The following is a 25,620-nucleotide window of genomic DNA, read 5'->3' as shown; positions in this document are numbered from 1 at the left end:
GTGAAGCTTTTGGGAGGACATCGCGTTTTTGACGACCTTGAGGTCATAAGCCAATCCTGAAAGGTAGAGCTCACCTTTCCGTGAGGCTCGTCTTATGCTTATCGGGGGTGACCACAAAGGAAGGCTTCTGCGAATATTCATCGCAGGAACAATTGTCCTTTAATTGTTCCGAAGGCGCTTCCGCTTTTCTAATAAGCAGTTGGTAGCCTTTATGTATGTACATCATGATGAGGCTTGTACGCTTTTTTGTCTAGCTTCAGTGGTTTAAAAGCCGCTTACGCTTTTCTATAACAGCTATTTGCATAAATGGCTTACTAAATTGCAGGTGAACAATGTTGGAAGAATTATTTGGACAAGAATGGGAGATCGTCCCTGCTGGGGGTGCAACGGGGAAGGCTTTTTTTGCCAAGCATGAAGAGCAAAGATTGTTCCTGAAAAGGAATTCGTCTCCCTTTCTCGCAGTATTATCAGCCGAGGGAATTGTTCCTAAGCTTGTTTGGACGAAAAGGCTTGAAACCGGTGATGTTATTACGGCCCAGCAATGGTTAAATGGGAGAGAGCTCAAACAAGCAGAAATGAATAATGAACGAGTGGCAAAGCTGCTCAAAAAAATCCATAGTTCAAAACCTCTGCTTGGCATGTTAAAAAGATTAGGAAAATCCCCAATTTATCCAAATATGCTATTGCGCATGATTGAAGAGCAAATAGATGGGGAGCTTAGACAGAATCAAACAGTTATTGTTTCCCTTGAGTTTCTTAGGAAAGAATTACTGAATATACAATGTGATGAGAATACGGTATGTCATTGCGATGTCAATCACAACAACTGGCTGCTTACAGAAAACAACCAGCTGTATTTAATTGATTGGGACGGGGCTATGATTGCAGATCCAGCGATCGATCTAGGCATGCTGCTCTATTGGTACATCCCTAAGAGAGAATGGGCAGACTGGGTCAGCCGATATGGACTAACTCTAACGGATGATTTACTTTTAAGAATGAAATGGTATGTCATTGCGCAAACTCTCACATCCATCCAATGGCATAAAAATAAACTTCGGTTCCAAGAAATGGAGAAATGGCTCCAATTTCTAACAGGTATTATTGGTGGCTATGAGAATTGATTGATTTCGTCCACCCATTGTGAAAGTTCTGATTGATGGGCTTCAATATGATTGTCTAATTGAGCGGCTTGGCTTCCATGCTGACTGTAATAATAAATTTCTTCCAATACGGATTGTGAATATTGATCAAGACCTGGCTGCATCATAAGTGATTTTACGAGCCTTTTTAATTGTTCACATTCAGAAACGGATCCACAGCAGTCCATTTGATGATTGTTTAATATATCTTTCAATAAATTTAATTTATCTTGATGGCTGATCGGCATCATGATCACTCCCTGTAAAGATTAAGCAGTGGATAATAAACAAGAGGAATTCATTTTAGGTTGTGAATTCCCTTTTTTATTTATACATGGCCTAATATTCTAGTTTTCCAGCTTCAGCCCCCTGATCAATGCGCTTCCACATTTTAGTGTTGCAAAGGTTCATATGGGCATGTTATGGTTTGAACGATATTATTTAGCAGGAGGTCTGTATGAGACAAAGAAATAAACCGTGGGCAAAGGAAAGACTTGGGCAGTATCCCCAATATGTCATGTCTGCCCCTGAACAAAATAAAGGAAACTGGCAGGATGTATTCGAAAAGAAACAGCCTCTTCATATAGAAATCGGTACAGGAAAAGGTCGCTTTATTACAGGAATGGCTAAGGCTAACCCGAATATTAATTATATTGGGATTGAATTGCAGGATAGTATCATTGTGACGGCGCTTGATAAAATCATCGAAGATGAGTTGACCAATGTAAAGCTGATGAATGTTAATGCAGCCGACCTTCGGGAGTTTTTTGAGGCGGGAGAAGTGGATAGAGTGTATTTGAATTTCTCAGATCCTTGGCCAAAAACCCGCCATGCGAAAAGAAGATTGACCTATAAAACATTCTTAAAGAATTACGAGGAAATTCTTGTGAAAAATGGCGAAATTCATTTCAAAACTGATAATCAAGGATTGTTCGAGTTCTCATTAATGAGTTTTTCTGAATATGGCCTGCTTCTTAAGGACGTAAGCTTAGATCTTCATAATAGTGGGTTTGAAGGCAATATTATGACAGAATATGAAGAGAAATTTTCAAAAAAAGGAAATCGCATCTATCGATGTGAAGTCCAATATCGATAAAAAAGCTTATCACTTGGTAAGCTTTTTTCTTTGAGATCAAGATTCGAAATATTTCTACTAGTAAAACACAAATGATAAAATATATGCAATACAGGAGGGGAATACATGGAGACAATGCAATTGCAAAATACAAAGCTGACATGGCTGCATGGCGGAGTAAATTTCCTAGATGGAGGAGCGATGTTTGGAGTCGTTCCGAAGCCGCTGTGGTCTAAGAAATATCCTTGTAATGAAAAAAATCAAATTGAACTCCGCACAGATCCTATTTTGATCCAGGCAGAAGGAAAAAATATTTTAGTGGATTCTGGATTAGGAAATGGGAAATTAACTGAAAAACAAAGACGTAATTTTGGTGTAATTGAGGAATCACAAGTAGTAAAGGATTTAGCAGAACTAAATATTAAACCTTCAGAAATAGATTATATCCTAATGACCCATCTGCATTTTGATCATGCATGTGGTTTAACTAATCCGATCGGCGATACGTACAGTTCGGTTTTTCCAAATGCCAAAATCATTGTTTCGCAAACAGAATGGGATGAAATGAGAGACCCAAATATTCGCTCTCGTAATACATATTGGAAGGAGAATTGGGAGACTCTTAAAGATCAGGTCACTACTTTTGATCATGAATGGTCATTAGGCTCTATAAAAATGGTGCATACAGGCGGACATAGCGATGGGCACTCCATTATTATCATTGATGATGGAGATGATATACTCATTCATATGGGCGATATTATGCCAACCCATGCTCACCAAAATGTCTTATGGGTGCTTGCCTATGATGACTATCCAATGGACTCGATTTGGGCAAAGGAAAAATGGATCCAATATGGTTTGGAAAACAACGCCTGGTTTACTTTCTACCATGATGCTTTTTATCGAGCGGTCAAATGGGACAAAGACGGCCATTTAGTAAAGAAACTAGATAGAATTCGTGAAAAATAAGAAAACTGCACCTCTACTTATTTACAATGGGAGGTGCAGCTTTTTTGAATACCGTTCCAGATTTAAGCGAGCCTATAGGCGTCCAGAATCGTTCCTGTTTTGGCATCAGCAATAAACTCATATTGTTCTGTCTCTTCACCTGTATATCTGGATATCCCACCTCGATATACATCATACTTAAGCTGATCCTTTTGATACGGCTCCGTTTGCATATGAATCCAAGATCCGCTAATAGGCCCCTCATTCTTAAATGCATTCTTTGCATTTGACAGTGCTCTTTCAGGTGAAACGGCTGTCTTTTGTACAAGCAGCTCCCTTGCGGCATACCCGCCTGCTAAGCCAACCCCAACACCTAATAAAAATGATTTCCAGTTCATAAGCATCCCCCATTGTAAAATAACGTAACAAATTATATCTCTGTACTATCTTATCAAAGAAATAGCTTGGATAAAAACTGAATTAGTGGTAAGCAATCAAAAAGTTCTGTAAAATAATAGAAGCATACATAAAATATATGGAAGAAAAATAAAGGAGCAATCTCATGAACGAAAAAACACTACAACTTTTTAAAACATTAACTGAGCTTCCAGGAGCGCCTGGAAATGAACATTTAGTTCGTCAATTTATGAGGGAACAGCTTGGCCAATATGCAGATGAAATTGTCCAGGATAAGCTTGGAAGTATCTTTGGAGTGAAAAAAGGAGACGAAAATGGCCCAACTGTAATGGTTGCAGGCCATATGGACGAGGTAGGCTTTATGGTGACCTCCATTACGGATAACGGCATGCTGCGTTTTCAAACATTAGGTGGCTGGTGGAGTCAAGTTCTATTGGCTCAGAGAGTTCAGGTTATTACTGATAATGGCCCTGTGATTGGAGTCATTGGTTCCATTCCTCCACATCTTTTAGATGAAGCTAAGCGCAGTAAGCCGATGGAAATTACAAACATGTTAATTGATATTGGTGCGGATGACCGAGAAGATGCAGAGAAAATTGGAATTAAGCCTGGTCAGCAAATTGTTCCAATCTGTCCATTTACTCCAATGGCGAATGAAAAGAAAATCCTTGCAAAAGCATGGGATAATCGCTATGGCTGTGGCTTGGCAGTAGAACTTCTTGAAGCAGTTAAGGATGAAAAGTTGCCTAATATCTTATATTCAGGTGCAACAGTTCAAGAAGAAGTAGGCCTTCGTGGTGCGAGAACAGCAGCAAATATGATTAAACCAGATATTTTCTTCGCATTGGATGCAAGTCCGGCCAATGATATGTCTGGAAATAAAAATGAGTTCGGCCAGTTAGGAAAAGGAACTCTTCTGCGCATCTACGATCGTTCAATGGTGACTCATCGTGGAATGAGGGAGTTTATCCTAGATACAGCCGAGACAAATAATATTCCATACCAATACTTTATTTCCCAAGGCGGGACCGATGCTGGAAGTGTTCACCTTTCCAATGAAGGGGTTCCAAGTGCAGTAATTGGTATTTGCTCACGCTATATTCATACTCATGCTTCCATAGTTCATGTGGATGATTATGCTGCTGCTAAGGAATTACTCGTGAAGCTTGTTAAATCTTGCGACCGCACAACTTTAGAGTTTATCCGTCAAAATAGCTAAGTGTGAAAAGCAGTGATATAGCTGACGAAGCATTTCATGTGCAGAAAGATAAGCGAAAAGGGGCAACCTAGTTGTTGCCTTTTTTTCTATACCAATAGAGGAGCAGGCATTATGAAAATTATCATAGGTTCGAAAAATCCAGCAAAGGTATCAGCTGTCAAATCCGTTTTTCAAAACGATCAAACAGAATTTATTTCAGTTAATGTTCCGTCTGGTGTGAGTGACCAGCCTTTTTCAGATGAAGAGACGATTAAAGGGGCAATCAATAGAGCATACAGTGCATTAGAAGCAGGTGGCGGGAATATAGGCATTGGTCTTGAAGGTGGTGTACACGGGACGGAGTACGGGTTATTTCTATGTAATTGGGGAGCATTGGCAGAAGAAGGAAAACCGCCGATCATTGCAGGCGGGGCTAGAATATCTATTCCAAAAGAGGTTGCGGACAGATTGCTTGAGGGGGAAGAGTTAGGTCCAGTTATGGAGAGATTTACCGAAAAGGAAGATGTCCGCAAAAAAGAAGGAGCTGTGGGAATATTTACAAATGGACAAATCAGCCGTTCAGAAATGTTCACACATGTTGTTAAGCTTCTTGCTGGCCAGTATGAATATAGGAAAAAATAAAGGAGATAGCAGCCTATCTCCCTCTCAAACACATCCTATTTTTCATCAAAAATATATGCTAAAACTTTAAGCGCTTGATTGACTGTTTCAACGGTAACACTTGCTTTGTTAGAAAGCTCCTTTAATGGATGATGGAGCTCTTCTGGGCGGATGATGATAAGGGGTTTGCTTAAAGCAACGGCAGCACTCGCATCCATGGCTGTATTCCACTGTTTGTATTTCTCTCCAAATAAGGCAATTACAAGATCAGATTTTTGCATTAATAATTGTGTTCTTAAATTATTTATTCTTGAAGCTGCTTCATCACGGTAAATAGCATTAGGCTGTTTGCCAAGTATTTCTTCCCCGATATAATCAGATCTGTCGTGATTTTCCATCGGACCAACGAAATGAAGGGGAAGTTTAAGTGATCTCGCTTCTTCTTTTAGCTCTTCCCGCCAGTTTGAGTGAATTTCCCCAGCTAAGTATACTGTTAATTCCATGTGAATTCCTCCTTATATTATGATAGTGAGCGTTAACTGATCATATTGTTAATACCGCCCACCATGAACGCTCTCTGATATATTTTACCATTAACTCCAATTAGTTTCCTTTGTTTAAAGGTATTAGGGTTGCCAGATGACTGATGAGAAATGTATGATAGAAAAGGATGAAGGTTTTTCCTATGCAAGGAGGAAGAAAGTATGATAAACCATTCAAAAGCTGCCTTGCTCTTGTTTGTTGTTGTTTTACTGCTTAGTGCTTGTTCTGCCTCATTAACAGAAGAGCAAACTGCTGCAAAGGATGAAGTTGGTGAATCGTTCAAAATAGATCCGAAAGCAACAAATAATGAAAATGAAGATATAAAGTTCTATTTGCCTTTTGGGTTTGAAGTGAACAAAGAGACGCCTAATAATATTATTTTAAAGAATGGTTCGAAGACATATATTCTATTTTATAATCCGCATGAAGGGCCTGAAAGTAAAGTCATTTACGAGGCAGCCTTAAAGCAAAAGGAATATGACTTTAAAGAAACATTTTCTACAAAAGACGGGCATTTTGGCTATTTATTAATTAAAAATGCTGACAATCAATTAAATGAATTGACTATAGGTGTAGGCGGGGTTAAAATTACAACACAATCGAAAACCAAAAATCTATCAGCTGAAGCAGTTAATATGGCAGAAATTATTCAGTCAGTTAAGATGAGGTAAAGAAAGCTTGAATAATCATCTGTGTCATGCCTTTCTAACAGCAAAAAAAGCTAAGCATTCGCTCAAATGAAATGCTTAGCTTTTTTATTTATTTATTTATCTATTTTTTTGTAATTTTGATTTCAGGTTGTTTAAAATACTCTTTAATTTGGAGCGGCTATTTCCAGCATTCTCGAATAACTTTTCATCAGTTGAATCAAGCCTGAACTGGTTCACCTCTAGTTTAAGATCACTAGCAATGACACTAAGGTCAGTTGCTGCTAAAGTTACCTTCGAAATGGCCTCAAGCTGTGTTTCACTTGATGCTGCTACTTCCTCAGAAGCTGCTGCAGAGTCTCGAGAAACGGTAAAGACCTCTTGAATCCGTTCATTCAATACATGGTTTGTAGCTTGTACATCTTTTACAGAGGCACCAATTGTATTTATTTTTTTATGGATACCATTTACATGTTGGACGATTGTTTCAAAAGCCAGTTTTGTCTTATGGACAGATTCACTTTGAAGAAGCTTATATTCATTAAAGTGCTCTGTTTCATTCATTAGCTTCTCCATAATTTCATTCATAGAAGAAACAAGTGAATGAATTTCCTGTGCCTCTTGTTTTGACCGTTCTGCTAATTTTCTCACCTCAGAAGCAACGACTGCAAATCCCTTCCCAGCTTCACCAGCTCTTGCTGCTTCAATTGCTGCATTTAAGGCTAATAGATTTGTATTATCAGCTAGATCCTGTATTGTATCAACAATCGATGTAATATGACTAGATTGCAAAGCAGCCTCACTAACCTTTTCATTTACATGATTGGCAAGGTGTAGAAATTGATCAGAAATGTTCTGGAGATTTTGGACGGTATTAATTCCGTTATGCCCTTCCTCCTCAGTTAATGCGGCCTCTTCTAAAATTTCATAGCTCAAATTTTCAGTATGGTAAATCGCTTTAGAAACTTTTTCAATCTCTTTTCTGCTCTCTTCTAAATGAGAGGATTGGCTCTCAGCCCCAATGGCGATCTGTTTAATAGCCGCATCCACTTCATTTGCCTGTGCTGTTGTTTCTTCTGAAATCGCGGCCAGGTTTTCGGAAGATGCTTGGAGTTGGGTTGAGGATTCTAGTATTTGAAGAAAGGAATGCTGAACCCTTTCAGCCATATGATTGAATGTACGAGCAAGCTCACCCATTTCGTCCTTTGCTATTGCGGGAACCCGATAGCCCAAATTCCCATCACCAATTTTCTCAGCACCAGCTCTTAGAAGAGTAATAGATTTAGTAATGCCCTTTGATAATAAAAATCCGCCAATCACCAATGCGATAACAAGAGATAAACTTATGGCATAAATTAAATATGTATAAAATGCATTTTGTTTTTTTAGCTCATTTTGAATGTTTTGCTGATTTGCAATAATGCCTCTTTGGACCTCGCCAGCTGCTTGTTCGATTAACCTTGCTTCTTCATCAAACAGGATGATAAATTCCTCAGTTTGCTGAAAAGAGGTATGGATAGCATCTAAAGCATTATTGTATTCCGTTAGCCATCTTACTAGGTATGCTTTAGAGCTGCTATTAAGATTTTCGCTTACTTCTAATTCGCTCTTAAACGCTTCGCCAGAATGGATAAATTGCTGGTACGATTCTTCATTTCTCGTAGCCAAATACTGTTTCTCATACATCCTCATCAGTAAAAACTGTTCATCAATACTAGGGTTTTTTAGCAATTTAGTCAGATTACTTATTTGATTTGCCGTAATGGCAATTTGCCCTTTAAGGCCCTTATCATCACTATAGCCAATTTCCTTGTACATTTCCGATAAAATAATGAATTTCTCCAGGTAAGAATCTGCATTTTGATTGACGTTTTCAAATTGATCCTTAATCTTCTCATTTTCTTGTTTTTCACTCATTCTGCTTGACTCAGATTTCACTCTTAAAATACTTTGCATAACAAGCTCAGCAACAAGCTGATCTGGTGCTCTTAAGAACTGCTGTTCATATTTTCTAGTCATCGCAAAGTTATAAATAATTTCCTTACTTCCATCAACTATTGAAAGTAAGGCAGTTTCTTTTTCCCTGCTTTTGTCTTGAATCGTTTGAAGAATAAAATTGAAAGAAAGTAATAAAATAAGTCCTCCGATAGTTAAAAGCAAAACTAGTCCCAGTTTGACGCGAATGGTTTTCAAACTGTCCACCTCACTCGTTCATAAATTGTTCAAAAAATTTAAATATTATCTAATTATAGAACTATTTTCCTGTTATGACAATATGTGATAGTATTCGAATCAACCATTTGGACTATGGAAAGAAACGTTGCTGTTGCAGGGATGGAAACGAGCGGTTTTGAAGGTAAAATAATGGCGTTTAAAACAATAGGAATTGGGCTAGATTTAATCTTGAAAATGTTTTAATTGCAAATTAATGGTCCAGTCGTGTTAAGTTTGATATTATCTGAATATATGAGAAAAAAGCTGGATTTGATTTCGTATTATGAAAATCCACACTGGAGGAGAAGGAAATGAAAAAGCTTGAATCTATGGAACAATTTGAACAGCTAAGAGATAATGGGAAGCATATCTTTATGTTTTCTGCCGATTGGTGTCCAGATTGCCGTGTGATTGAACCAATCTTACCTGAAGTTGAAGCAAAATATCAGGAATTTACGTTTATATATGTAGATCGAGATGATTTTATTGATCTATGCGGCCAGCTTGACATTTTTGGCATTCCAAGCTTTATTGGTTATAAGGATGGGAAGGAATTAGGCCGATTTGTCAGTAAAGACCGCAAAACTCAAGAAGAAATTGAGAATTTTATTGAAAAACTTGAGAAGTAATATTTGATGGACTGATTCGTAAGGGGTCGCCCTAACATATAATGGGGTCTGGCCCCTTTGCTTGTAAAAAGTTCCTACAAGGAGGAACCTGTAATGAAAATGGATAGTTTAAAAATGAAAAAGGAATTGGAGAAACGATTAGCGAATGTGAATCGTACTTTTTCTTTTGACAGGAAAAAAGATGAGCTCCGCATCGAAAATAAGCAATCTGGAAAGGGTATCACAATCTCTTTACCAGGGATTATTGCAAAATGGGAACTTCAGAAGGAAAAAGCAATTGATGAGGTTGTATATTATGTGGAGGAAGGCTTGCAAGCAATGGATGGGTCCCCTATTCAGCTGTCAGGTTATGAAAAAAACATCTTCCCAGTTATTCGTTCAACTTCATTTCCGATTGAATCTGAGGAAGAAATCCCATTTTTAACAGATGATCATACTGCAGAGACAAGAATTTATTATGCCCTGGACCTAGGTACTACCTACCGCTTAATAGATTCTAGCCTCATTCAAAAGGAAGGCTGGGTTCCAGAACGTATAAAGGAAATTGCCTTATTTAACGTTCGATCACTGCCAACCGATTTGAAAAGTGACACAGTTGCTGGAAATACGTTTTATTTCTTAAATAAAAATGACGGCTACGATGCCAGCAGAATTTTAAATGATGCCTTTCTTAAAGAAAAGGCAAAGCAAATGAAAGGCACAATGGCTGTGGCTGTACCGCATCAGGATGTGTTAATTATTGCTGATATTATGAACGACACCGGTTATGACATTCTCTCAGAGATGACTATGAGCTTTTTTGCAAGCGGCAGAGTACCTATCACAGCCTTATCCTTCCTTTATGAAAACGGGGAGCTGGAACCAATATTTATCCTTGGTCAAACTAAAAAGAAATAGAAGACTTAATTTTAACTAAAGGGATCACATAAATGTGGTCCTTTTTACTTGAAAAAATTGCCCCAATAGACTCAATCTCTTATTTTTTCTCCAATTTCCGCGAAATACTGTTAAAATGGAAAAGATAGAATTAAAGAAAGAGTTGGTATAAATTGAGTTGGATTAGAAAGCTATTTCAAATGTTCAAAAATGACGAGCATAAGAATAATGATGACCAAGATTTTATGAGTCAAGATCAGCTAGATAGATCTGATATGAACAATCAAATAGAACCTTCTAAAGATGTTAATGCTAAGGTGTTATATCAATATCCTAAAGGACAATTTCGTTTTCCGCTGATTCCAGATGAAAAACATGGGCCAGGAAAAAGAGAGCCTAGATTAAAAAGGGAAGAAAGGCCACAGGCTGCACGCAATCCCGAACATAGACCCAATAGAAACGAACCCTCGCTCAAGGAGAAGAAGGTTCATAGTGTAAAAGAAAAAAGGGAAGCATCTCCAAGAAAAGATCCCTTTCGCCCAACTGAAATTCCATCGCCCATCTATGGATTTGAACGTCCAATAACTGTAGAACCTATTAAACGAACGAAGCAATCACTGAATAAATATGAGCCAAAAAACATTACTTACGATGATATTAAGAAAAAACTTGCAAATGGGCGCAAATCAGCATCAGAGGATTTAAACTCTTTTGTTGATTCTTTAATGGAAGACCTGACTAAACAGCCTGAACATGCAGAGCCGTTTATAGAGAAAAAGCAGGATTCGGATATGGAGGAATTACAGGAAAAAGAATTCCTAATTGCAGATCATTTTTATAGAGAAGCTGAAATAGAAGAAGCTGTGGCTTTATTTGCTGAAGAGCCAGCAATTGAAGAAAATGAAGAACAGCTAGCACCTGAGGAAACAGAAGAGCAACCAGTAGCTAATGAAACGGAAGAGCAGCCAGCAGCTGGGGAAACGGAAGAGCAGCCAGTAGCTGAGGAAACGGTAGAGCAACTAGCAGCTGATGAAACGGAAGAGCAGCCAGCACCTGATGAAACAGAAGAGCCACCAGTAGCTGCGGAAAAGGAAGAGCCACCAGCACCTGAGGAAAAAGAAGTCCAACCATCAGCGAGAAAGCATATCCCATTCAATGTTATTATGCTCAAGAATGATAAGCAAAAGCTCATTAATCAATTAAAGCCATATACAGCTCCAAAGGCGGAGGAAGTTGTTCTTCATGCAGAGAAAGAAATCGTCTCTGCCATTCAGGAGGCCGCACCAGCTGCAGAAATAGAAGAGGAGCTTGCCTATTATCAATTCCCAGCCAAAAGCCTGCTTTTGTCGCCAGTCCATAAGGAGGAATCTTCAGATTGGTTTATTGAACAGGAGGAGCTGTTAAACTCAACCTTAAAAAACTTCAATGTTCACGCTCATGTCGTTAATGTTACCCAAGGTCCTTCTGTTACTAGGTTTGAAGTGCAGCCTGAACCAGGTGTAAAGGTAAACAAAATTACAAATTTATCTGATGATATAAAGTTAAGCCTTGCAGCAAGGGATATCCGGATTGAAGCACCCATCCCGGGCAAGCATACAATTGGAATTGAAGTCCCAAACAAGAAGAGCAGACCTGTATTTATAAGCGAAATTATTAATAGTCCAGTGTTTCAGGACAGTAGTTCTCCATTAACAGCCGTTCTCGGACTGGACATAGCGGGCAATCCCATTGTCACAGATTTGCGTAAAATGCCGCATGGCCTAATTGCAGGGGCAACCGGGTCAGGAAAAAGTGTCTGCATTAATACGATTCTAGTCAGTCTTTTGTATAAAGCTACACCTGATGAGCTTAAGCTCATATTAATCGATCCGAAAATGGTCGAGCTCGCTCCATATAATCGCATTCCACATCTTGTGAGCCCAGTTATTACGGATGTCAAGGCGGCTACTGCAGCATTAAAATGGGCAGTGGAGGAAATGGAACGCCGATATGAGCTATTTGCACATACAGGTGTAAGGGATATAAGCCGCTTTAATGAGCTCGCTGAAGAGCATAAGCGATATTCAGATAAGCTCCCATACATGGTGATTATTATTGACGAGCTCGCTGATTTAATGATGATGTCTCCTGCGGATGTCGAGGAAGCGATCTGCCGGATTGCTCAGAAGGCAAGGGCCTGTGGAATTCATTTAATTATTGCTACACAAAGACCATCTGTTGATGTTATTACTGGGCTAATAAAAGCAAATGTTCCAACGAGAGTTGCTTTCTCTGTTTCCTCGCAAATTGACTCGCGAACGATTATTGATATTAGCGGAGCTGAAAAGCTGCTTGGACGTGGAGATATGCTCTTCTTAGAAAACGGGTCATCTAAACCTATTCGTCTCCAAGGCACGTATGTTTCTGATCAGGAAATTGATGATGTCGTTGCACATGTTAGAAGGGAACGCGATCCGGAATATTTATTTGAACAGGAAGAACTGCTGAAAAAGGCACAGATCACTGAGGAAGAAGACGAGTTGTTTTATGAAGCATGTGAATTTGTAATAGATCAAGGTGCTGCATCGACCTCCAGTCTGCAAAGAAGATTCAAAGTGGGCTATAATCGTGCTGCACGCCTAATCGACATGATGGAGAAACAGGGATTTATTTCGGAGACACGCGGAAGTAAGCCGAGAGAGGTTCTGATTACAGCCGAAGAGCTTGAATCACTTTTAGACTCTAGTACAATAAATTAATCCATGGTATTCTTTACTTGCATGTTAAAAATAATAATAATAAATATTATCTACAACCTAAGGATTACGAACGGTATGTGAGGAGCTTACGGATGAAGGAAATAGAACTTAAGGTAAAAGGGGAAATAAAACGTTTAACAAACCAGACTTTTAAATTTGATGAACGGATTAGAGATGGCTGGTTTTCTGCGGTGTACTTTTTAAAGACTAGAGAGATTGTGAATAAATATCATAAAGATATTATTGTAACGATGCAATTTTTTCAAAAAGAACATGCTGTTTTGTGTGGAACAGATGAAGTTATAGCACTTCTTAAAACATTTGCTGATAATCCAGACGAACTCGAAATATATTCATTAAAGGATGGCGACAAAATTGCGCCATTTGAAACAGTATTAACGATTACAGGGAAATATCAAAGCTTTGGATATTTAGAAGGAGTGATTGATGGGATACTCTCCCGTCGAACGTCAGTCGCTTCGCACGTGTATAATGTTGTTAAGGCAGCAAGTGTATCAGGAACTCAAAAGCCAGTGATCTTCATGGGCGACCGTGATGATCACTATACAACACAAGCTGGGGATGGCTATGCAGCTTATATTGGAGGATCTACTGCTCAAGCAACCCATGCCATGAATGAATGGTGGGGCAAACAAGGAATGGGCACGATGCCCCATGCTCTTATTCAGATGTTTAATGGAGATCTCGTTGCTGCAACAAAGGCATACCAGGAAACATTCCCGGAAGATGAGCTAGTATCTCTAGTCGATTATAACAATGACGCCATTACAGACTCCTTAAAGGTAGCAAGAGTCTTTGGTAAAGACCTGAAGGGTGTCCGAATTGATACTTCCCGCACGATGATTGATCAGTATTTCTTGAGAAATCAGCATGTATTAGGAACCTTTGATCCGCGAGGGGTGAATGCAGAATTAATTTTTGCGCTCAGAAAAGCACTAGATGATGAAGGTTTCGATCATGTGAAAATTGTCGTTAGCGGCGGCTTTAACGAGTCCCGAATTCTGGAATTTGAAGAGCAAGGTGTTCCAGTAGACATGTATGGGGTAGGAAGCAGCTTATTAAAGATTAATATTGGCTTTACAGGTGATAATGTTTTAATTAATGGAAAGCATGCGGCTAAGGCCGGAAGACGCTACCGTCCAAACCCGGGCCTAGAAAAGGTTGAATAGAAAAGAGTTGAAAAGCTCCATGACCATTGATGGCACATGGAGCTTATCAATGAAATACATTTACAGTTTTCTGGCTGGGATTTCATTACATAGTTTTTGAAAATAAATAGTGATATAATGTTTGAATATGATGAAATATAACGTAAAAAGAGATTTAAAAGCGAAGGTTTAATCACACATTTTAAATTTTTTGACTAAACATGTCCTAAATTAGGATATGCGCAAAACTAGATGAATGTCATATACTGTTTTACAGATATACGATGGTTGGAGGTTCTTTATATGACTATTTACCATTTCGTAGGTATTAAGGGGTCCGGAATGAGTGCCTTGGCGCAAGTGCTGCATGATATGAATTTTGAAGTACAAGGCTCAGACTATGAAAAACGCTTTTTTACACAACTGGCCCTCGAGCAATCTGGAATAAAGATCCTTCCCTTTCAAAAGGAAAATATAAAACCTGGAATGACCATTATTGCTGGAAATGCCTTCCCGGATACGCATGAAGAAATCGAAGAAGCAATGAATCTTGGACTGCCTGTTGTACGTTACCACCGGTTTCTTGGTGATTTTATGAAGGATTTTACAAGTGTTGCCGTTACAGGCGCTCATGGGAAAACTTCTACTACAGGCTTGCTTGCACACGTCATGAAAGGTGCAAAACCAACTTCATTCCTTATTGGCGATGGAACGGGAAACGGGGATGAGAATGCTGAGTACTTTGTTTTCGAAGCTTGTGAATATAGAAGGCATTTCTTATCATACTTCCCTGATTATGCCATCATGACGAATATTGATTTTGATCACCCTGATTACTTTGCTAATATTGAGGATGTATTTTCTGCATTCCAGGAAATGGCATGGCAAGTGAATAAGGGGATTTTCGCATGTGGTGATGACGAACAATTGCAGCGAATTCAAGCAAAGGTACCTGTCTTATTTTATGGATTTGGTGAAGAAAATGATTTTCAAGCACGGAATATTGTCAAATCAACAGAAGGAACAACCTTTGATGTATTTGTTAGAAATACATTTTATGAAACCTTCTCTATTCCGACGTTTGGAGACCATAATATCTTAAATTCATTGGCAGTTATTGCGTTATGCCATTATGAGGAAATGGATTCTGAAATTGTTCAAAACTACCTTAAAACCTTTAGCGGGGTTAAAAGAAGATTTACAGAAAAAAAGATTGGTTCACAAATAATCATTGATGATTATGCCCATCATCCAACAGAAATTAAAGCGACTGTTGATGCTGCGCGTCAAAAGTATCCTAATCGTGAAATCATTTGTGTTTTTCAGCCGCATACTTTTACGAGAACCCAGGCATTTCTAGAGGATTTTGCCGAAAGCCTGAATTTGGCTGACAAGGTTTATTTATGTGAAATCTTTGGTTCCGCAAGAGAAAACCACGGAAAATTATCAATTGAGGATTTGAAGGAAAAAATCCCTGGTGCCAACCTATTAATAGAAGAAAATACAGCTATTTTAAAAACACATGAAAATAGCGTACTTATTTTTATGGGTGCTGGAGATATTCAAAAGTTTCAAGAAGCTTACGAAAATCAATTATAAATGTAAAAAGATGCGGCTTCTTAAACCGCATCTTTTTTTATACTCATTTTAAATTCTCAGGGTTCAGTGCTTCTAATTCAGGGATAACGAAGCGTCCATCTTTCCGAATTAAACGGTCATCGAAGTAGATGTCACCGCCGCCGTAATCAGGTCGCTGAATATTAACCATATCCCAATGGATATTGGACTGATTTCCATTGTATGCTTCGTCATAGCATTGGCCAGGGGTGAAATGGAAGCTTCCATCAATTTTTTCATCGAATAAAATATCCTGCATTGGGTGTAAAATAAACGGATTTACACCAATAGCAAATTCCCCAATGTAGCGGGCACCTTCATCCGTGTCAAAAATTTTATTAATTCTGTCTGTGTCGTTTGCCTCTGCTTCTACGATTTTTCCATCCTTGAATGTTAGTTTCACATTCTCAAAGGTAAATCCATTATACGGTGATGGAGTATTATATGTAATCACACCATTTACAGAATCACGGACAGGAGCTGTATAAACTTCTCCATCTGGAATGTTCATCTGACCGGAGCATTTGATGGCTGGGATATCTTTGATAGAGAAGGTCAGGTCTGTTCCAGGGCCAGTAATTTTAACTTTATCGGTTTTATTCATTAATTCAACAAGATTATCCATGGCTTTGTCCATTTTTCCATAATCGAGATTACAAACGTTAAAATAGAAATCCTCAAAGCCTTCTGTGCTCATTTTCGCTAATTGAGCCATAGAGGATGTCGGATATCTCAAGACAACCCATTTTGTTTTCGGTACGCGAATTTCACGATGCACCTTTTTCCCGACCGTTGCTCCATGGATTCTCATTTTATCATCAGGAACATCTGAATGTTCATTGATGTTATTTCCTGATCGGAGCCCGATGTATGCATCCATTTGGCTCATAACACTTGCTTCAAAATCAGCCATTAGATTAAAATGATCTTCCTGTGCTCCTAAAAGGAGAGAGCGATCAACCTGATGATCTTTCAATAGAACAAAAGGAAAACCCCCTGCAGCATAAGCTTCTTTAACAAGTGCGGTTACAAGCTCTCTTTGTAAACCAAAGTTTTCAATTAGGACTTTCTCTCCCTTTTGAAGACGAATAGAATAGTTAATTAAATTTTTTGCTAGTTTTTCAATACGAGGATCTTTCATCCTATTTCCCTCCGATATAAACAAATTCATATTAACAATACATATTGTATCCTAATTCGAATTTTTTGTTTAATAATATATTTTATCATTGGGCAATTATGTTAAAATGACCAATGTATAGATATGATGGAATACTAACAGGAAATTGATCTATTAAATGGAATTCATTATTGATTAGGAGGTTTATGTTAATAGCAACTGGGGAAAAAGATAAATAGCTAGGACAAATGGAGGTCATCAAAGTGCAGATTATTTTATATTTAAGTATAGCAGTCATCGCCATTGCTTTTCTCGTTCTTGTCATTTACCTATCAAAAACACTTAAGTCTCTTCAAGTTACACTAGATAGTGTTTCGAAAACGTTAGTAGGATTGGAGGGGCAGTTAGAAGGGGTAACAAGAGAAACAACGGCATTACTCGAAAAAACGAATGCGCTTGCAGAGGATATACAGCATAAATCAGAAAGTCTAGGCAGTGTTGTAAATGCAGTTAAGGAAGTAGGGGATTCTGTTCGAGGCTTCAATGGGTCCATCCAGAAGATTTCGCGCTCTATCGATAATCAACTAGAAGAAAATAAAGATAGAATTTCTCAAGTTGTTCAATGGAGTCAGATTATCATGGAGTTAAAGGACAAATGGAAAATGAGAAAACAAGCTCAATCCGATGAGGTTTCAGCTGACAAGCCTGTGCCTCAGAAAAGATGGATTAGAGAAAGAAATTTTTAGGAGGGATAAGGGTATGAGTAGTCAAGAGAGAAGCCAAAATGAACAAGGTCAATCAAAATCAGAGGAAAATATTAATACAAAGGATTTCTTAATAGGCGCACTAATTGGCGGAATGGTTGGTGCGGCTGCAGCACTTTTCCTTGCACCTAAATCTGGAAAGGAATTAAGAAATAATATTAATGAACAGGCTGTTGTTTTAAAAGAAAAAACAGGGCAATTACGTGAATCAGCTATGTCTAAGGGTACCCAGTTTGCTGGGGCCGCCAAGGAGAAATCAAATGTCCTTGCACAATCCGTATCCAAACAATCCATTGAATTGGTGAATAAGGTAAAAAGCATAAAGCCAATAGAAAATTTGACTGGCGGCGCTGAAGAAAATAAGACAGCAGTTAGCAATAAACAAGGCGCCAATAATGATGAAATACAGAAAAAGCTAGAAGAAACGAAAAAAGCTTTTGATGAAACGGAGCATAAATATAATCATTAATTTGGGGGAAAGTGATATGAAAAGGTTTAATGGAAATGAAGAATTTGAACAGGTTATGCAAGCTTCAGAGCAAGTAATGATCTTAAAGCATAGCTCTACATGTCCTATTAGTCAGGCTGCGTATGAAGAGTATGAGAGCTTTGCTAGTGAACATGAGAACCAGCAAATATATTATTTGGTTGTTCAAGAGGATCGCCCTTTATCTAACCACATTGCGGAGAAATATAATATTAAACACGAATCGCCTCAGGCACTGCTAATTAATAATGGCGAATTGGCCTGGCATACTTCTCATTGGAAAATTACCTATGATTCATTAACGAATGCAATAAAGGAACATAAATAAAAAACATCCGTTTTTAGCGGACTCTGGTTCCGTTATTTTTGAAAACAAGCCGATTTTTGGGCAGTATCGGACACACGTTCCTTTATTTGATGAAAATTCGTCATTATCTTCTTGTTTTTATCAAATAAAGGATTCTGTGTCCTTTAAAAAGTCCGCATCACTAATAGTACGGGTGCTAAGCCCAATAAAAAATGCGCAGAGTATTATATTCTCTGCGCATTTTTGTATTCAGTATCATTAGCTGTTTTCTTCAGCATTTTTATTACTAATTGTCATTTATACTTTAAATTCGAACCCGTTACGGTTTTGGATGTTTTTATTTATTCAAAGCAGTTGTTTTAATGGGCCAAACAATTTTTAAATCGTCTCCGGGTTCAATTGTACTATGAAATCTGGCCTGTGCCCCATTAACTAGCAAGACAAAGTTTCCATTAGATTCTGCTGGTATATCAATATCCACATGGCCAAACAGATCCTGAAAAATAAATGGCTCGATTCTGCCTTGTTCAATTATTAAATGGTCCCCATCCTGGATTAAGTCGTCCTCCAGTAACGTAACTCCTTGCCTCTTCACTGTGGAGACAGGCTTTCTAAGGTTAATCTTCTTGTCATTAAAGGAGACTGGGATGTTTTGTGACAGCATGATTTGTTTAAGCTGGGCAAATTCACGTACAGAAATAGCCGCCTTTTTTTCAATAACAATATGATCTCCATGTTCAAAACTATGATAGGATTTAATTTCCTTTCCGTTCCGGTATATTTTCCCAGAAAGGGGAGGAATAAAGGTTTCTTTTTCATTCAAATTAACTCGGAAAGGCCTAATTTCAGCAAGCAGTTCATGCAAATTAAGAGAAACGAGCATCTCTTCCACCGTTTCAGGAATTTTGCATATGATCGAATCACGGTCTTCTACAAGCTTATCTGGTGAAGCTGCAGTCCCGTTACAAATTAATGAAGCAGTAACGATATAGTGCTGCTCATTTATTTTGATTTGTTTCGATGGAATTTCATCGATTAGATCCTTTATGAGCACCTCTGCAGTTTGACCGTTCTTGCCTTTCTCAACAATGAGCTGATCTCCATTTTGTATGACGCTTTCTAATGAGCATGGGCTGTCATTGCATAGAATTAATGGAGCTTCTCCATGTCCGCCAGGAATTGTGATATTTTGTCCATTTAGATTCACTATCATGGCCAAACCTGGTTTTCCATATAATTTGTTCATCTTTATCCCAGCGGCAAGAAGACAGTCGCCAACAGTCAATTGTTTTACTTCGAATAATCGTACGGGCTGGTCATTTACATAAACAGTTTTGTATTGAACAGGGGATTTATGGGCAGCTATAGCAATTCCTATTGGCGTAACGAGCTCAGGTCCCTTTGTAATATGATCTGATAAAGTCAAAGATTGTATCGCATCAATTCCTCTGATTGCGACCCTGTTTTCGGGGAGATTTAATTTTTCCGCCACCCGTTTTGGCAACTCTGGTGTTTGGCTCCCACCACCTACAAGCATCACTGCTTTTGGCGGCTGCTGGTTGTTTAGATCAAGTATTTCCTCACATATTGACATTGCTAGCTTTTCTAATGCAGGAGAAATCCTTTGAACGATTTCATCCTTTTGGATCTCTGATTCAAATCCAAGTATGTCTGTAACCATTATCGAATCATGGTTAAGCAGTTCTCTTTTTGCCTTTTCTGCTAAAGGAAAATCCAAAAGGAGCTGATCACTGATCGCTTCTGTAATCTCATCCCCAGCTACCGGAACCATTCCATAAGCAATAATTGTTCCAAGATCTGTAATCGCAATATCAGAGGTTCCTGCCCCAATATCCACTAAAGCCACATTTAACCGGCGCATAGATGGGGGAATTAGAACATTAATGGCCGCAATTGGCTCTAGTGTTAAAGCTTCCATTTCAAGTCCAGCACGATGAAGAGCCGATAGAAGGGATTCAACAACAACCTTAGGCAAAAAGGTAGCAATAATTTCGACAGAGGCTTCTTCCCCCTGCTGGTCAATTAAACTGCCGATTTCTTCTCCATCCAATCGATAATAAAGAACCGAATAACCGACACAATAATAGTACGTTTTGTTTGATTGATATTTCTCTGCTACAATTGCTTGTGCCTGTTGAACAGCACTTAATTCTAAATGAAGGATATCTTCTTTTTGAATTAATGGCTTGCCGTTAATATCAATACTTACTTTAGCGCGTTCTGTCTTTAAGGCACGGCCAGCAGCAGCGACACAGACCTTTTTTAGCGAACCATGTTTTATTTCTAGTTCTTCCTTAATTTCGGTAATAATTTTGGAGACTGCTAATACATCATGAATTTGTCCATCATGCATGGCACGTTCCGTATGTTCTTTGACAAGGATATCAACAACATGATATTTGCCCTCAGTTTCATCTAAAATAATCCCATTCACAGAACGAGTGCCTATATCTAAAGCAAACAGCTTCTTTTGTTCAAGCAAGTTTACACACCTTCTTTGACTAATAAGAAAAAGTAAAATGAATGATAAAAGAAAACGCTTTATTACAGAAAAGCGTTTAATTATTAAAGAAATAATTAGTGACATGTCAGAAGATTTCATATATAATAATTCTAATTATTAAAAATGTACCACATATTTACGAGGCGATAAAGTAGAATGAGCAGAAACAAATGCGGAATAGAAAATAATCCTTTTGAAAATATTATTTATTCAGCATTAAAATTCGGATGAGAATGAATAAGTCATCCAATTTCATTCATATCGGACTCAAAAATTAAATTTGAGAAGGGAAGGGACAGGAAATGAGTAATGAACTTAATCAGTTGAGAGATCGTGTAGATGAACTAAATCTACAGCTTCTTTCACTAATCAACGAAAGAGCGAAGTTGGTTCAGGAAATTGGAAAGGCGAAAGAAACACAAGGTGTTCACCGCTATGATCCTGTCCGTGAGCGCCATATGCTCAATTTAATAAAAGAGCATAATGACGGCCCTTTTGAAAATTCAACAATTGAACATGTGTTCAAGGAGATTTTTAAGGCGGGATTAGAACTGCAAGAGGATGATCATCGTAAAGCACTTCTTGTTTCAAGAAAGAAAAAGCCTGAAAATACGATTGTTGATTTAAAAGGAGTAAAGATTGGTGATGGAAATCAGCATTTAGTATTTGGCCCTTGTGCAGTTGAATCGTATGAGCAGGTTGCAACAGTTGCTGATGCTGTTAGGTCTAAGGGGCTTAAGCTGCTTCGCGGTGGAGCGTATAAACCGAGAACATCCCCATATGATTTCCAGGGACTTGGACTGGAAGGTCTTAAAATCTTAAAAAGAGTTGCCGATGAATTCGATTTAGCTGTTATCAGTGAAATTGTTAGCCCTAATGATATTGAAACAGCTGTTAACTATATTGATGTTATTCAAATCGGTGCACGAAACATGCAGAATTTCGAGCTTTTAAAAGCTGCAGGTGCTGTCAATAAGCCAGTGCTACTAAAGCGCGGAATTGCGGCAACGATTGAAGAATTCATTAACGCCGCAGAGTACATTATGGCACAGGGTAATGGACAAATCATTCTTTGCGAACGCGGAATTCGTACGTATGAGCGTGCTACTCGCAATACTCTTGATATTTCTGCCGTACCGATTTTAAAACAGGAAACACACTTGCCTGTCTTAGTTGATGTGACACATTCAACAGGAAGACGTGATTTACTTCTTCCAGCAGCAAAGGCAGCATTAGCCATCGGAGCTGATGGAGTTATGGCTGAAGTTCACCCAGATCCAGCTGTAGCTTTATCTGATAACGCTCAGCAAATGGATTTAAAGCAGTTTGATGAATTTATGAAAGAACTGAAATCTTCTGCTTTTGCAAGAGTATAATACTTGAGAAGCCTTCTGCTAATTGTCAGAAGGCTTTTTTATTTTAAATTGTAAAATTTATACGCTTGACATTGCGGCATTCCCAAGTCTGTCGTATGATTAGTTACATAAATATAGATTGTGTAGCCACTCACAAACATCGTGGTGACTAGGTAATGATTGCTTGTTGTAAACTAGTAATAAATAAGTAACTTTGCCAATTATTTAAGGAGTGATATAGATGAATGTAACCATTTATGATGTTGCAAGAGAGGCTAACGTTTCCATGGCAACGGTTTCCCGGGTAGTAAACGGAAATCCTAACGTAAAGCCCGCAACAAGAAAAAAAGTATCAGAAGTCATTGAAAGGCTAGGATATCGCCCAAACGCTGTTGCTCGCGGACTAGCTAGTAAAAAAACAACAACGGTTGGGGTAATTATTCCAGATATTTCAAATATCTTTTTTGCCGAGCTGGCTAGGGGAATTGAAGATATCGCCACAATGTATAAATATAATATTATTTTAAGTAATTCAGATCAAAATTTAGATAAGGAACTTCATTTAATTAATACAATGCTTGGAAAGCAAGTAGATGGAATTGTATTTATGGGTGGAAATATAACTGAGGAGCTAGTACAGGAATTTGAGAAGTCACCTGTGCCAATTGTGTTAGCGGGTTCAATAGAAGAAACAGAAAGAATTCCTTCCGTTAATATTGATTATGAGCAGGCAACATATGATGTAATTATTAATTTTATAAATAGAGGCCATAAAGATGTGGCTATTGTCATAGGACCATCCCATGATCCTATTAATAGTGTGAAAAAGCTTGAAGGCTACAAACGTGCCTTGGCTGAAAAAGGTCTGCCATTTAAGGAGGAATTAGTGGCAGAAGGTGATTACACATATGATTCAGGAATTGAAGCATTTGAAAAGCTACTTGAGGCTGAAACAAAACCAACCGCGATTTTTTCTTCTTCAGATGAAATGGCGCTTGGCCTTGTTCATGGCGCTGAGGATCGAGGTTTCAATGTTCCGGAGGATTTTGAAGTAATCAGCTCAGATAACACGAAATTGTCGTTAATGGTTCGCCCGCAGCTAACGACAATCGTACAGCCGCTCTATGATATTGGCGCAGTTGCGATGAGACTCTTAACGAAATATATGAACAAGGAAGAAGTAACAGATCATATCATCGTACTCCCTCACCGCATCGAAGAACGAAGCTCAACAAAATAATAAAATAGCCGAGTGGAAATGGTTATTTCCGATCCGGTATACTGTAAAGATGAGCTTGTTACAAAATAAAAGGACCCTGTTGGGTCCTTTTGCGATTAAATGCTTTTTTAACTTGTCTTTTTACTTTGGTTTCGTATCGGATATAAGGCCTTATCAAGTGTCTGTTTATTTTTTTCTGTAATTTCCATTTTTCTTGGAATTGGCTTGTACATGTCGCCGGGGTCATCCCAATGTATTGGAATCGGAACGGGTGAAGCATCCTTCCACTTATTCACCCACTCCGATGGCAAGTCTCCGGTACCAATTTGCTTGTTCGTCATTTCCAACCAAATTAAAGCCCATGCACGAGGGACTACCCGCCATATATCGTACCCACCTCCACCTACTGCAATCCATCTGCCATCACAGTATTCATGGGCTATTTCATGAGCTAGCTTCGGAATTTCGCGATAAATATTAAGGGTTGATGAAAGATGTGTCAGTGGATCTAAATAATGCGAATCAGCACCGTTTTGTGTTAGGATCACATCCGGTTTAAAATACGCTGCAATTTCTTTTAAAGAAGTACGGTATATGTCTAGCCAGGAATCATCCTCCGTAAATGCATCAACAGGTATGTTAAAAGAATACCCATATCCCTTACCTTGACCCCGTTCATTAACATTTCCTGTTCCTGGAAATAGGTATCGGCCAGTTTCATGAATAGAAAGTGTACATACGCTAGGATCATCATAAAATGACCATTGCACACCGTCACCATGATGGGCATCTGTATCGACATATAGAACTCGGGCTTTATATTTTTCCTGAATGTATTTAATAGCGACTGAGCTATCATTATAAATACAAAAGCCTGAAGCTTTTCCCCTAAAGCCATGGTGGAGGCCTCCCCCAAGGTGAAGTGCATGCTTGGAACGGCCGCTCATGACATGATCAACAGCTGTTAAAGTTCCTCCAACTAGGAGCGAGCTTGCTTCATGCATTTTAGGGAATACGGGAGTGTCTTCTGTGCCAAGCCCATAATTCTCAGCTATTTCTTGTGAAAGCTGGCCGCTCCCTGCCAGTTTGACCGCATTCACATAATTGGGGTCATGTATTAGCTCCAATTCGTCATCTGATGCTCTTCTTGGCGCAATGATCTGATGTTTCTCAATAGAATTTAAATGCATTAGTAAATCGAGTGTAAGTTTAATCCTTAATTGATTAAAAGGATGGTTCTCACTGAATTTATAGTTCAGCAAATCCTCTGAAAATACAAAAACAGAATCTTGAATCATGATGATTGCTCCGGATCATTAGGCCACAATACTTGATGACCAGCATCTTGTAAATCTTTAATGATGGAAAGTGGGTTCATTATTTGGACTCTTAAAACGATTATTTTATATTTTTCATCTTTCTTATCGGGATAAACTAACACACTTTGAATATTTGCTTTACGGTTTCGAATGACCGTTGTTATTTCGTAGAGCATTCCAGCTTTATTTGGTACTTTTACTTCTATTTGTGAGCCTGGCTGATGGGCACCTGTTAATTCAACTAATGTCCTTAGTAAATCAGTCTCTGTGACAATACCAACAAGCTTATCATCCTTTAATATTGGCAGACAGCCAATGCGGTGCTCGTAAAGAATCGCAGATACTTCCTCTACAAAATCGAGGGGATGTCCAGTGATAATATCTGTTTTCATAATCATTTTCAAAGGATTTTGTAAAAGCTCTTTAAATTTTTCTGTTTCAAAAAGGATGGAAGGAGTGGCATCACGTATGTCTCGGTCTGTTACTAATCCAATTAAGCGCTGATTTTCATCAATAATTGGCAGGTGGCGAATTTTCTTCTCATTCATTAGTTTAATGGCTTTTGCGATGCTATCATCTTTCGATAATGCCACAACTTCTGTCCACATGATTTCTTCGACAATCATTTCTATATCCCCCTATTTTGTCCAGCTCCAGCGCCTACCCCCGACGTACAGGACGTACTAGT

At 38.5% G+C, this 25,620-nt stretch carries 24 protein-coding genes; 16 read left to right on the top strand and 8 right to left on the bottom strand.

The annotated features are described in order from the left end of the window. Positions 1-335: 335 nt before the first annotated feature. A complete protein-coding gene (locus V7164_RS07435; RefSeq protein WP_335343846.1) occupies positions 336-1,124 on the top strand; it encodes a phosphotransferase family protein in 789 nt (262 codons plus the stop codon). Here the strand turns inward: V7164_RS07435 and V7164_RS07430 are convergent. Continuing rightward, entirely contained in the window at positions 1,112-1,390 is a 279-nt protein-coding gene (locus tag V7164_RS07430) for a YtzH-like family protein (protein ID WP_335343845.1), read from the bottom strand. The two genes, V7164_RS07435 and V7164_RS07430, sit on opposite strands and share 13 nt — an antisense overlap. Positions 1,391-1,599: 209 nt before the next feature. On the opposite strand from V7164_RS07430, the gene trmB reads away from it, so the two are divergent. Then, a complete protein-coding gene (gene trmB / locus V7164_RS07425) occupies positions 1,600-2,238 on the top strand; it encodes a tRNA (guanosine(46)-N7)-methyltransferase TrmB (protein WP_335343841.1) in 639 nt (212 codons plus the stop codon). A gap of 105 nt (positions 2,239-2,343) precedes the next feature. Then, a complete protein-coding gene (locus V7164_RS07420) occupies positions 2,344-3,189 on the top strand; it encodes a YtnP family quorum-quenching lactonase (protein WP_335343840.1) in 846 nt (281 codons plus the stop codon). 62 nt (positions 3,190-3,251) lie between these two features. Here the strand turns inward: V7164_RS07420 and V7164_RS07415 are convergent, their stop codons facing one another. Continuing rightward, entirely contained in the window at positions 3,252-3,566 is a 315-nt protein-coding gene (locus V7164_RS07415; protein WP_335343839.1) for a PepSY domain-containing protein, read from the bottom strand. Positions 3,567-3,730: 164 nt separating this feature from the next. Here V7164_RS07415 and V7164_RS07410 point away from each other — a divergent pair, with 164 nt between their 5' ends. Both V7164_RS07410 and V7164_RS07405 read left to right on the top strand, forming a co-directional pair. Continuing rightward, positions 3,731-4,804: a M42 family metallopeptidase gene (locus V7164_RS07410; protein WP_335343838.1), complete on the top strand. Its 1,074-nt coding sequence runs from the start codon at positions 3,731-3,733 to the stop codon at positions 4,802-4,804. A gap of 111 nt (positions 4,805-4,915) precedes the next feature. Continuing rightward, on the top strand, positions 4,916-5,425 hold the full coding sequence (locus V7164_RS07405) for a DUF84 family protein (RefSeq protein WP_335343837.1): 510 nt from the start codon (positions 4,916-4,918) through the stop codon (positions 5,423-5,425). Positions 5,426-5,460: 35 nt separating this feature from the next. Here the strand turns inward: V7164_RS07405 and V7164_RS07400 are convergent, their stop codons facing one another. Further along, complete coding sequence (locus V7164_RS07400) at positions 5,461-5,907, bottom strand: YtoQ family protein (RefSeq protein ID WP_335343836.1); 447 nt, start codon at positions 5,905-5,907, stop codon at positions 5,461-5,463. 201 nt (positions 5,908-6,108) lie between these two features. Here V7164_RS07400 and V7164_RS07395 point away from each other — a divergent pair, with 201 nt between their 5' ends. Next, on the top strand, positions 6,109-6,618 hold the full coding sequence (locus V7164_RS07395) for a hypothetical protein (protein WP_335343835.1): 510 nt from the start codon (positions 6,109-6,111) through the stop codon (positions 6,616-6,618). Positions 6,619-6,714: 96 nt separating this feature from the next. Here the strand turns inward: V7164_RS07395 and V7164_RS07390 are convergent, their stop codons facing one another. Beyond that, positions 6,715-8,280, bottom strand: coding sequence for a methyl-accepting chemotaxis protein (locus V7164_RS07390; RefSeq protein WP_438824072.1), 1,566 nt, complete (start codon positions 8,278-8,280; stop codon positions 6,715-6,717). An 839-nt stretch (positions 8,281-9,119) separates the two neighbouring features. Between V7164_RS07390 and V7164_RS07385 the strand changes: the two genes are divergently transcribed. From V7164_RS07385 to murC, 5 genes are all read left to right on the top strand, one after another. Next, the gene (locus tag V7164_RS07385; RefSeq protein ID WP_335343833.1) at positions 9,120-9,437 is read left to right on the top strand and encodes a thioredoxin family protein; all 318 of its coding nucleotides are present in this window, start codon (positions 9,120-9,122) and stop codon (positions 9,435-9,437) included. Between the two features lie 93 nt (positions 9,438-9,530). After that, on the top strand, positions 9,531-10,334 hold the full coding sequence (locus V7164_RS07380) for a DUF1444 domain-containing protein (RefSeq protein ID WP_335343832.1): 804 nt from the start codon (positions 9,531-9,533) through the stop codon (positions 10,332-10,334). Positions 10,335-10,513: 179 nt separating this feature from the next. Continuing rightward, the gene (locus V7164_RS07375; RefSeq protein WP_438824706.1) at positions 10,514-13,051 is read left to right on the top strand and encodes a DNA translocase FtsK; all 2,538 of its coding nucleotides are present in this window, start codon (positions 10,514-10,516) and stop codon (positions 13,049-13,051) included. Between the two features lie 92 nt (positions 13,052-13,143). After that, a complete protein-coding gene (locus V7164_RS07370; RefSeq protein WP_335353782.1) occupies positions 13,144-14,241 on the top strand; it encodes a nicotinate phosphoribosyltransferase in 1,098 nt (365 codons plus the stop codon). Positions 14,242-14,523: 282 nt separating this feature from the next. Further along, entirely contained in the window at positions 14,524-15,819 is a 1,296-nt protein-coding gene (gene murC, locus V7164_RS07365) for a UDP-N-acetylmuramate--L-alanine ligase (RefSeq protein WP_335353781.1), read from the top strand. A gap of 43 nt (positions 15,820-15,862) precedes the next feature. Here the strand turns inward: murC and V7164_RS07360 are convergent, their stop codons facing one another. After that, positions 15,863-16,978, bottom strand: coding sequence for an aminopeptidase (locus V7164_RS07360; RefSeq protein ID WP_335347674.1), 1,116 nt, complete (start codon positions 16,976-16,978; stop codon positions 15,863-15,865). Between the two features lie 242 nt (positions 16,979-17,220). Here V7164_RS07360 and V7164_RS07355 point away from each other — a divergent pair, with 242 nt between their 5' ends. The 3 genes from V7164_RS07355 to ytxJ are packed head-to-tail and all read left to right on the top strand — an operon-like array spanning position 17,221 to position 18,536. Continuing rightward, positions 17,221-17,703, top strand: coding sequence for a DUF948 domain-containing protein (locus V7164_RS07355; RefSeq protein WP_335346003.1), 483 nt, complete (start codon positions 17,221-17,223; stop codon positions 17,701-17,703). Positions 17,704-17,716: 13 nt separating this feature from the next. Then, on the top strand, positions 17,717-18,190 hold the full coding sequence (locus V7164_RS07350) for a YtxH domain-containing protein (protein ID WP_335346002.1): 474 nt from the start codon (positions 17,717-17,719) through the stop codon (positions 18,188-18,190). 16 nt (positions 18,191-18,206) lie between these two features. Further along, the gene (gene ytxJ, locus V7164_RS07345; RefSeq protein WP_335346001.1) at positions 18,207-18,536 is read left to right on the top strand and encodes a bacillithiol system redox-active protein YtxJ; all 330 of its coding nucleotides are present in this window, start codon (positions 18,207-18,209) and stop codon (positions 18,534-18,536) included. Between the two features lie 316 nt (positions 18,537-18,852). On the opposite strand, the gene V7164_RS07340 is transcribed toward ytxJ, so the two are convergent. Next, on the bottom strand, positions 18,853-21,018 hold the full coding sequence (locus tag V7164_RS07340) for a cell division protein FtsA (RefSeq protein WP_335346000.1): 2,166 nt from the start codon (positions 21,016-21,018) through the stop codon (positions 18,853-18,855). A gap of 323 nt (positions 21,019-21,341) precedes the next feature. On the opposite strand from V7164_RS07340, the gene V7164_RS07335 reads away from it, so the two are divergent. Both V7164_RS07335 and ccpA read left to right on the top strand, forming a co-directional pair. Next, positions 21,342-22,415: a bifunctional 3-deoxy-7-phosphoheptulonate synthase/chorismate mutase gene (locus V7164_RS07335; RefSeq protein ID WP_335345999.1), complete on the top strand. Its 1,074-nt coding sequence runs from the start codon at positions 21,342-21,344 to the stop codon at positions 22,413-22,415. Positions 22,416-22,635: 220 nt separating this feature from the next. Next, positions 22,636-23,634, top strand: coding sequence for a catabolite control protein A (ccpA, locus tag V7164_RS07330; protein ID WP_335345998.1), 999 nt, complete (start codon positions 22,636-22,638; stop codon positions 23,632-23,634). A 107-nt stretch (positions 23,635-23,741) separates the two neighbouring features. Here the strand turns inward: ccpA and V7164_RS07325 are convergent, their stop codons facing one another. Together V7164_RS07325 and V7164_RS07320 are read right to left on the bottom strand one after the other, a co-directional pair. Next, on the bottom strand, positions 23,742-24,911 hold the full coding sequence (locus V7164_RS07325) for an acetoin utilization protein AcuC (protein WP_335353780.1): 1,170 nt from the start codon (positions 24,909-24,911) through the stop codon (positions 23,742-23,744). Further along, on the bottom strand, positions 24,908-25,558 hold the full coding sequence (locus tag V7164_RS07320) for an acetoin utilization AcuB family protein (protein WP_335353779.1): 651 nt from the start codon (positions 25,556-25,558) through the stop codon (positions 24,908-24,910). The genes V7164_RS07325 and V7164_RS07320 overlap by 4 nt, the downstream gene beginning before the upstream one ends. Between the last annotated feature and the right edge of the window lie 62 nt (positions 25,559-25,620).

Origin of the sequence: Bacillus sp. JJ1474, assembly GCF_036965225.1 — a bacterium.
Lineage (GTDB): Bacteria > Bacillota > Bacilli > Bacillales > Cytobacillaceae > Cytobacillus.
This window is presented reverse-complemented; position numbering and strand designations above follow the sequence as displayed.